This window comes from Marinagarivorans sp. (genome assembly GCF_982758155.1).
In genome coordinates, this window is sequence record NZ_CEXWTU010000194.1 from 1 (window position 1) to 9,592 (window position 9,592).

Here is a 9,592-nt window from a genome sequence, read left to right on the forward strand (position 1 = left end):
GCCTGCACAACCATCGCCATCTGTGTCGTCATAAAGCGCCTTTCCTAGGGCCACACGATCAGCTTGCGAAAGTTCGGCAACTTCAAATGTTAAGAAGTAAGCGGCTACATCTGCAGCGCATTGACCTACACACTCTGTATCATTCTTTTGCATACGGGCTTCAATGTAGCTAGCAATTTCACTCGGGGTTGTTCTGTTGAGGTTTTGTGGGTCAATTGGAACAATACCGTCGTTTGCACTATTTCCGTGACAGTCAGAGCAATTGGCTATATTACCTGCCGCGATACTTGCAGCTTCCTTATCCCAGATGGCCTTACCGTTACTCGCGTTACCGGTAAGTTGGTCAGTATGACAGCCATCTGCATTGACCGTTAAGCCTGCGGTGGTATCGGGGCAGCTGTCGGCATCGTTCATTACGCCATCGTTATCACTATCCAATTCCGACTCGGCACAACCTTCACTATTAACACTAGCGTTAGCTGGTGTGCTTAAACACTGGTCAATAGCGTTGTTAACCCCGTCATTATCATCATCAAGCTGACTTGGTGAGCAACCCTGGGTATTAGCAACTTCCATCGCTGGTGTGCTTGGACATTGGTCGATGGCGTTATTGGTGCCATCGTTATCACTATCCAGCTGCACTGCAGCACAACCATTGCCATCTACCATGCTGTTTGGCGCTGTGGCGGCACACATATCGATAGCATTGTTCACGCCATCGTTATCACTGTCCAATTCCGATTCGGCACAGCCTTCGGTGTTGGTTGCGGCGTTGGCGGGTGTTGTTAAACACTGGTCTAGCGCGTTGTTAACACCATCGTTATCGTCATCAAGTTGACTAGGTGAACAACCTTGGTTGTTGGCGGTTTCCATTGCTGGCGTGTTGTCACACAGGTCGTCGGCATCAACAACGCTATCGCTGTCGGTATCGCGCTCGCTGGCGGCACAACCTTCGCCGTTAACGCTAGCGTTAGCCGGAGTGCTTAGGCACTGGTCGGCATTGTCCATTACACCATCGTTGTCACCGTCGCGTTGGCTTGCGGAGCAGCCTTCGGCATTGGCGGTTTCGTTGCTGGGTGTTGCTGGGCACTGGTCGGCAGAATCATCAATGGTATCGCCATCGCTATCGGACTGTGATGGTGAACAACCTTCGGCATCGGCAGTTTCGTTAGTAGGGGTGTTGCTGCACTGATCGGCATTGTCGTTTACGCCATCGTTATCGCTGTCTAGCTGGCTTGGTGCACAGCCGTTAGTGTCTGCGGTTTCGTTGGCTGGAGTGTCAGCACAATTATCGGCGTTATCGAAAATGCCATCGTTGTCGCTATCGGTTTGCGAGGGCGAGCAACCTGCACTGTTCGCCGTTTCGTTAGCGGGGGTATTGGCGCAAGTGTCGGCGTTATCAAAAATGCCGTCGTTGTCGCTGTCTACTTGGCTAGGAGAGCAACCTTGGCTATTGGCAACTTCGCCAGCCGGGGTGTTATCACACTGGTCATCGTTATCAAAGATGCTGTCGTTGTCACTATCAGTTTGTGAGGGTGAGCAACCTTCGGTATTAGCGGTTTCGTTGGCGGGTGTATTGGCGCAGTTATCAGCGTTATCAAAAATGCCGTCGCTGTCGGTATCCACTTGGCTCGAAGAGCAGCCTTGTGCATTCGCGACTTCGCCTGCAGGAGTATCAGCACACTGGTCTGCGTTGTCGAACACGCCGTCGCTATCGCTATCGGTTTGTGAGGGTGAGCAGCCGTTCGCATCAGCGGTTTCGTTGGCCGGTGTGTTGGCGCACTGGTCAGCATCATCATTAACGCTATCGCTGTCGGTATCGCGCTCGCTGGCGGCACAACCAAACTCATTAACGCTGGCGTTAGCGGGCGTGCTTAAGCACTGGTCGGTACCGTCTTCAACGCCATCTTCATCGGCATCAACAAAGTTTTGATCGTCTGAACAGCCTTGGGCGTCTACGGCAGCATTTGCAACGGTATTGGCACACATATCAAGCGCATCGTTTACGCCGTCGTTATCGGTATCCAGTTGCGAGCGTGAGCAGCCATCATCGTTGGCTGTTTCGCCGTCTGGCGTAGCATCACACTGATCTTTGTCGTCGCTCACGGTGTCGTTATCGCTATCGAGTTGCGAAAGGGCACAGCCATCGGCGTTGACTTCGGCATCAGCCGGGGTTGCCAAGCATAGGTCGTCAGCATCGTTCACAGTATCGTTGTCGGTATCAACAAACAGTTGTGCTTCAGAGCAGCCGTCTGCATTCACTGTTGCGTCGGTTTCTGTATCTAGGCATTGATCGGCAGCATCGTCGACGCCGTCATTATCGTTGTCTATAACCAGTTGCGCATCTGAACAGCCTTGAGCGTCAACACTGCTGTTCTCTTCGGTATTGGGGCACTGATCCATATAATCGGCTACGCCGTCTGTATCACTATCGGTTGGCGTTAATGGATCGGTAATCATTGTCATTGCGATAGCGGGCTTGGCGTTTTCTACCAGCATCACAAAGTAGTCATGGAACCAGCTGCCGGCTTGAGGTGCGCCTGCAAGTGCATCGGTATTGTCGGGTCCGCATACGGGGTTGGCGCTATTGCTTTCACCGTCTGATTCACCGGGCGTTTTCATCCAGTAGTAGGCGTCGATGTAAGGGCGGTCAGCGTCTGGCTGAGCTTGAGGTAGTTCACCGATACCGGCACCTTCTACGTTACAGGTGTTGTTGCGGTCGCTGCGGCGATCTACACGCGAATCGGCCGAGCCATCTGCGCTGGTTGGACGGCTGCTACCGCCCCAGCCATTGCGGGCCGTATCAACGATGAAACCGAGGTCGTCGGCGAATCCGCTGGCTTTAAGTTCGCTATAGAGCGTATCGACGAAGCTATTTTCGTCAAGCATATCGCTCGAACCGTAAAAGCTATCGTCGGTGATGCTGGTGTTGCTGGCATCAAGGTAAGGCTCTGCCAGTGGCGTGTAGTTGGCGGTGTTGCTCGCAAAGCCGCGTATTACATTAAGGCTCTCGCTTGGAGTGGCGCCTTTTACAAGATTGGTAAAGCCAGTAACGACATTTTGGCGCTTATCTCCCCAGCCTAGCTGGCCAGAGTTCGCAATATCGAGGTAGGTGTACACGTTAGCAATATCGGCAAACTTAGCGATCGCGTACTGAATACCTTCGGCATAAACGTTTTGATTGTTGGCGTTATCGCAGGCAGCCACATCTAAATTGGTGAGCATGCTGGCATAGGCGTTGGGCTCGAGCACGGCAACAATACGGATGTTGGGGTATTGCGTGAAAGTCTCGGCAATCACATCAATATAATCTTCTTTATAGGCTTTCATTCCGTCCACGTCGGAACTGAGCGTGCCGTTAGAGGCTGCAGCGGCGCAATCGCGATCTGGAAGGTTGTAAATGGTGACGACGGCTGTCATGGGTTGCAGCACGTCGCTTTCTGCGAGTTCAAGCTGCTGGGCTTTCGCGGCATCAAAGTGGCCTACCAAGCTTTGGCGGCCGTTATTAGCGTCGCCCCCATAAATTGAATCGATACGGTCTAACCAAACGGCACTAGGTACACGCTTTACGGTTTCCATTTTTTGTGCGGTGTCTGACGTGGGGTCTAATCGAGCAATGGAGTCGTTGGTTGATGTGGCAATATCAGGGTTGATGTAAAAATCTGCGCCATCAAAGGGGTTGCCATCATTAATAATGTTGGGCGCTAGCTCTGGGCCAGTTGAGGAGCTAGAGCTGCTCATGACTATGCTGCTGGAGCTGACGCTATTGATACTGGAAGATGAATCGATTTGTGAGCTTGAACTTACTGCCCCTGCGGATGAATGATGGGGTATAGGGTAGAAAATAGACTCTCCACCACAGGCACTTAAGCCTGTAATAAACGACCCCATTATTATTGTGCGTAATGCCGTGGATTTGGCCCCGCGTAAACCTTGTTGCAACATAATTGCATACTCCGAATGTGTAGTTGATGACGCGTTAATTAAAGCGGTGACATCATCCTTGTATGCATATCGCAAGCTTGCACAGTACTTAATATCGCCTGTGCTTTAGTGTTGTTATTTCATGCGAATGCCAGCGTGTTAGTTGCTGAGGTGTCGTGGCTTATGTGTTTATCCTGTGGCAAAGCCCTCATTTTGCAGGAGGATAAAGACCGCCGAATTTACTGTATGTATAGCGCCTGCGCCACGCTAAAAAAATGACTTTGCGTGTGCAACGTCACAAACGTAGGCGCTTGTAAATTCGGGTGGCCAAGCAGGAGCATAGTGGCAAATGGGATAGTCATTGCTGTGATACCGAAGTCATTGTGATGCTGTTAGCAAACTCTAATAAGTGATTATTCAAAAAGTATGACTGTTCCACAGTGTGGCGAAAAAAATTATCTTAAGAGTGGACGTTTCATGGGTTTTCTATTTAATTTTTAATGTAAGGCTAATTTAACTTATTTAAGCCATTAGTAAGCTTTGGGGGCGTGCACGGAATAAGTTGCTGGAATTTGGGTTTGTGGGTGCTTGCTTGGCGAGGCGAAAATATGACGTAAGGGGCGAGGCAATAATAGATTGTCCAATTAGATGAGGGAGCCTGTTTTCTCAGCAGGGCGCTTGAAGAGGCGCATGCCTAGGCATGTAACGTTTTGAGCAACGCAGTTGAGGAGACAGGAAACAAGTATTATTGGATAAAGTATTTTTTCCTCGGCCCTAATAGCCGGCTATTGCAAATATTTTTAACGAAAGCAAGCGTGCACCTAGGAATACAAAAACGGGAAGTTATTTCATTCACGCCTCTTAGGGGGGATGCGATAATAGTTTATTCCGTGAAGCGTATATGCGCTTTTCTTATTGAGAGCTGTAATGCTTTGAATAACGAAGGTAATTAAGCGTTAGTGGGTGAATGTTACGCTTAATCGAATAGTTTTTTATTAGCTTTGGGGGTGTTTTCCGCTGTAGTGTTGAATTGTGCGCAATGCCGACAGCTTAAGTTATTAACGGGTGTAATATTTTGTGCGCCATTTATGATTTTTTGCGGTGAACGCGTTCTTTTTTATCGTCTTAATATTATCGGCATACTGTTCGTTGTGTTTTTTGATTTATAGTTTTTGAAGGTGATTTCGCTGCGCCTGGTTAGGCTGTTTTAACTCCGCTACGGGGCGGGATCGTTTTCTTATATTTGCTGGTAAAAGGATCGGGCCGTGGGCGTAAGGAGGGGCGTAAGGGCTGAGGGTTTTAGTACTGCTGGAAATTAATCCAGTAGGGGAGTCAGCGGCAGTTTATTTTAAGATTCTATTTGTGTCGCGGCGATAGCTTTACAGTTAGCCCCCTTGCGCATCAAATGATGCGCAAGGCATGTCGGGCAGCTAATCATTTTGGCGCGAGATGCTTATGGTTTTTTAATTCGGTTCGCGATTAGAGTTGGCGCGAATTGATCATAAGTTTTTTCACCAAAATGGCGAGTGTGTGCGACGTGCCATTTTTGAGTTCATTGCGTAATTGGTTGATCAGTAAATTGTTGCTGCCGTGGGGCTCGGTAGGGTTTAGTCCGTCAGCCGTTGGGGCGCTATTGAGTAATAAAAAAGTACGGTGGGTAAGCGTTACCTCTTCAAGGCCTTCGCGTTTAATCGCATCCTTATAATTCAGGTAGTCGCTTGTGGCTAACCACAGCAGTGTACTTAAGCAGGACTCATGGCGCTTGCTGTGCAAGCCAAAGTCATCGGGCGTATCCGGTCCCGAAATATCTTCAACGTACAGGGTGATATGGCGTGGGAAGGTGTTATAAAGCGTAACCAGTATGTTGGCTGCGTCGCGATAAAAATCGTCTATGTGAATATCAGTCATTGTCGTTTCAGTTGTCTATAAAAGAGATTGCCCAGCGGGTGCGGGGCAATTTTTCGTTAAAATTTATAGTGCTGTAAAAAATCACCAAAACTGTTTATCGCGCTAGTTATTTCTTCTTTTATAGGCAGAAATACGACTCGCAGGTGATCGGGTTCTTTCCAGTTAAAGGCGGTACCTTGAACTAATAGAACCTTCTTTTGAATGAGAAAGTCCAGAATCATTTGCTGATCGTCAACGATGGGGTAGCGTTTAAGATCGAGCTTGGGGAATAAATAAATCGCGCCTTTGGGTTTCACACAGCTTACGCCAGGGATCTGCGCTAAGGCATCCATGGCCGCGTTGCGCTGTTCAAAAAGGCGCCCGCCGGGGCTAATTAATTCGTTAATACTTTGGTAGCCGCCCAGTGCGGTTTGCACTGCAAACATGGCGGGTACGTTGGCGCATAAGCGCATGGACGAGAGCATCTCAATGCCCTTTACGTATTCGGTAGCGCGATGCTTTGCGCCACTCACCACAACCCAGCCAGAGCGGAAGCCGGCTAAGCGGTAGGACTTCGATAAGCCGTTAAAGCTAAGGCAAACCACATCGGTTGCTAGTCGTCCCATGGGAATAAATTCGGCGTCGTCGTAAACAATTTTGCTGTAAATCTCGTCGGCAAAAATGACGAGGTTGTGCTCGCGTGCGATATCGACGATTTGCTGCAATACATCTTTTGAATACACTGCGCCAGTTGGGTTGTTAGGGTTGATTACAACAATGGCGCGTGTGCGTTTAGTGATTTTGCTTTTGATATCGTCGATGTCTGGCATCCAATCGGATTGCTCATCGCACACGTAGTGCATGGCTTTGCCGCCGGCTAAGTTAACGGCAGCTGTCCATAGGGGGTAATCAGGGGAGGGTATTAACACTTCGTCGCCATCATTAAGTAAGGCTTGGTTGGCCATCACGATGAGTTCGCTTACACCGTTGCCAAGGAAGATATCGTCGATATCTACGTCGGGCACTTGCAGTCTTTGGCACTCTTGCATAATGGCTTTACGGGCCGAAAATAGCCCCTTGGAGGCCGTGTAGCCTTGGGCGCCGCGCATATTGTGGATGACGTCGGCGATAATTTCGTCGGGGGCGTCAAAGCCAAAAGGGGCGGGGTTGCCAATGTTGAGCTTTAAAATACGGTGGCCTTCATCTTCTAGGCGCGTTGCGTGCTCTAATACGGGGCCGCGAATGTCATAGCAAACACCGTTGAGCTTGTGTGATTTGTTGATACGTTCCATGGGGTCCTTCTGTTCTTGGTTGGGTTGCGCCTTTTTTATATAGAGGCTGACAGATCTCAGTTTAGTCTGCTAATGCTGTTATCGCAGAAAGGGGCGTTTTAAAATAAGCTGAGCACGCAGTGTTGCTGCAAGCGGTCTCAGCGGGTAGGGTATTTAGCACCCTCTTTTCTTACTATTTAAGGTCGCCAGATTATGTCAGATAGCCACTCAAAAAACGACGAGCACGGTAAAAATCCCGAGACTATTCGGCAGGATGACTATTGGCGCGATAAATTAAGCCCCTCTGAGTATGCGATTTGCCGGCAAAAAGGGACAGAGCGCCCGTTTACCGGGGAATATAATGATTTTAAAGGTGGCGGTGCCTTTCTGTGCCGTTGTTGCGGCGTGCCTTTGTTTAATGCGCAGGATAAGTTTGATTCCGGCTCTGGCTGGCCTAGTTTTTTTGCCGCTCAGGATAAGGGGGGTGTCGAGGAAATTTTTGATGAGACCCATGGCATGCGCCGCACGGAGATTGTTTGCCGCCAGTGTCAGTGTCATTTAGGGCATGTATTTAACGATGGCCCAGCGCCGACAGGGTTACGCTATTGCGTGAACTCGGCGTCTATTCAGCATGAGAGTGATGCGACTAAGACGTCATTGTGATCACTTTTAAAGACCTGTTGCAGACGGCCGTTTTGCATAAGGGGAGTGCAGCGGCTGTTGAGCAAGATTTACCGTTGGCGCTCAGTGGCGCGCAACTGAAAGCATTGCCTGATGCTTTTTACCTCAGTGAGATGACGCGCCGAATCTTTCGTGCAGGGCTAAAGCACAGCTTGGTGGATAACAAATGGCCGGCCTTTGAGGTGGCTTGCTTTCAGTTTAATCCGTTGGCGTGCGCGCATATGAGCGACGAAAAATACGATGAACTTATGTCTAATCGTGATCTGATTCGCCATGCGGGTAAAATGCGTGCGCTGCGCAGTAATGCGGCCTTAGTGCTTCATAAGGCGCGGGAGCACGGTAGTTTTGGTGCTTATTTGGCGAGCTGGCCTTGCGATAACATTGTGGGCTTATGGCGAGAGTTGAAAAAGGAGGGGGCGCAGCTTGGTGGGATGTCGGGCGCGCGTTTTTTGCGCATGGTCGGCAAAGATACGTTTCTGTTGACGGACGACGTGTTGGCTGTACTTAAGGGGCAGGGTGTAGTGACAAAAATGCCCTCTAGCCTTAAAGATCTTACTGCTGTTCAGGGTGTTTTTAACGATTGGCAAACTGAATCGGGGTTGCCTTTGTGTCAGTTGAGCCGAATTGCATCAATGACGGCGGCGAGCTGGTAGCTGCAAGTTGCTGCGGGTGGCTTTGGTGTCATCAAGGTTTAGTCATACATTTGCTTTTTCTTCCAGACGGGCTCTTTCTCAGCAAATTCGTCCCATTGATTATCTAGCTGTTCTTTGTTGTCGGGCTCTAGCTCTTGCCTTGCACCGGATGAGTCTTCTTCGCTAATCTTCTCGCTTAGGCCTGCGCATTGCTGCTGTAATTCCGTGATGCGCTGGTCGAAGTTACCAGACTTCCGCTCGCGCTCCATAAGGCGTAAGGCAAGCTCTAGGTTATGCAGGGCTAAACGCGGCTTTTCTTTCTCTAGCGCCTGCTTACCTGCTATGTGGTAGGAGTCAACAGTGATGTTCACCACTAGCTCGCGAATGCTGGCACGGTGCGCGTCGGCATTTTCTCGGGGTATGCGGTTTTTTTCTTCTAATTGGAATACGTATTTATGCAGTTCTTCGAGGCAGGCTTTCACCTCGCTGATTTGCTGCGGGTTCTCTAGGCGAACATTGTGCTGCCTAGAGCTACTTCGGCGTGCGTCTGTCATCTGCTGGCTAAGCATTTGAAGTTCGCCCTTGTGGCTTACGTTTTCTGGCTCCAAGTCTGCAAGTTGACTATGAATCTCCATCAGGCTTTTTTGTACTAGCATGGTGAGTTCTGGGGGTAAAAAGCCTTGCGGGAAGCCGCTCAGCATAAACTTAAAGTTACGGGCCTTTAAGTTAAGCGCGCCCACCAGTCGTTCACGCTGTTCGCGTTTTTGGGCGAGCGTCTGCGAAATGAAGGCGTAGCACACCAAGCAAGCGAGAATGACGATGATCAGGACTATAACGGCAACGGATGACATGGGCGCAATCTATAGAGGTTTATCTATAGGTTAGTTCACAGTCGCCACCTTGCAAGGTGGCGGCTGAGTGCTTGCTGGATGTATTGCGCGCCAAGGCGTCAAATGAGGCGCAACGAAATATTAAAAACTTTTTTAAAAATAGTTGTTGACACTTTGGGGTCCCGTCCCTAAAATGCGCACCACTTCAACGGCAACAGCGAAAAGCATTAGCCAAGTTTAGTTGTTGAGGTGAAGCTAAGTTACTGATAAAAAACATTATTATCGTAGTTAGCTGTAATGTGACCGTCCTTAGTCCCCATCGTCTAGAGGCCTAGGACACCGCCCTTTCACGGCGGTAACAGGGGTT

At 49.5% G+C, this 9,592-nt stretch carries 6 protein-coding genes; 2 read left to right on the forward strand and 4 right to left on the reverse strand.

What is annotated here, in order from left to right; all coding sequences use genetic code 11:
- The 3 genes from AC3A8L_RS16715 to AC3A8L_RS16725 all read right to left on the reverse strand — a co-directional run.
- Window positions 1-3,945: glycoside hydrolase family 6 protein (locus AC3A8L_RS16715; RefSeq protein WP_487963410.1), on the reverse strand; the 3,945-nt coding region annotated here is incomplete at its 3' end.
- A gap of 1,458 nt (window positions 3,946-5,403) precedes the next feature.
- Window positions 5,404-5,832, reverse strand: a complete 429-nt coding sequence (locus AC3A8L_RS16720; protein ID WP_487963411.1) for a hypothetical protein — start codon at window positions 5,830-5,832, stop codon at window positions 5,404-5,406.
- 56 nt (window positions 5,833-5,888) lie between these two features.
- Window positions 5,889-7,103, reverse strand: a complete 1,215-nt coding sequence (locus tag AC3A8L_RS16725; RefSeq protein ID WP_487963412.1) for a pyridoxal phosphate-dependent aminotransferase — start codon at window positions 7,101-7,103, stop codon at window positions 5,889-5,891.
- A 192-nt stretch (window positions 7,104-7,295) separates the two neighbouring features.
- Between AC3A8L_RS16725 and msrB the strand changes: the two genes are divergently transcribed.
- Both msrB and AC3A8L_RS16735 read left to right on the forward strand, forming a co-directional pair.
- Window positions 7,296-7,745, forward strand: coding sequence for a peptide-methionine (R)-S-oxide reductase MsrB (gene msrB / locus AC3A8L_RS16730; RefSeq protein WP_487963413.1), 450 nt, complete (start codon window positions 7,296-7,298; stop codon window positions 7,743-7,745).
- On the forward strand, window positions 7,742-8,416 hold the full coding sequence (locus AC3A8L_RS16735) for a DNA-3-methyladenine glycosylase I (protein ID WP_487963414.1): 675 nt from the start codon (window positions 7,742-7,744) through the stop codon (window positions 8,414-8,416). The genes msrB and AC3A8L_RS16735 overlap by 4 nt, the downstream gene beginning before the upstream one ends.
- Window positions 8,417-8,454: 38 nt before the next feature.
- On the opposite strand, the gene AC3A8L_RS16740 is transcribed toward AC3A8L_RS16735, so the two are convergent.
- Entirely contained in the window at window positions 8,455-9,246 is a 792-nt protein-coding gene (locus AC3A8L_RS16740) for a hypothetical protein (protein WP_487963415.1), read from the reverse strand.
- Window positions 9,247-9,592: the final 346 nt, after the last annotated feature.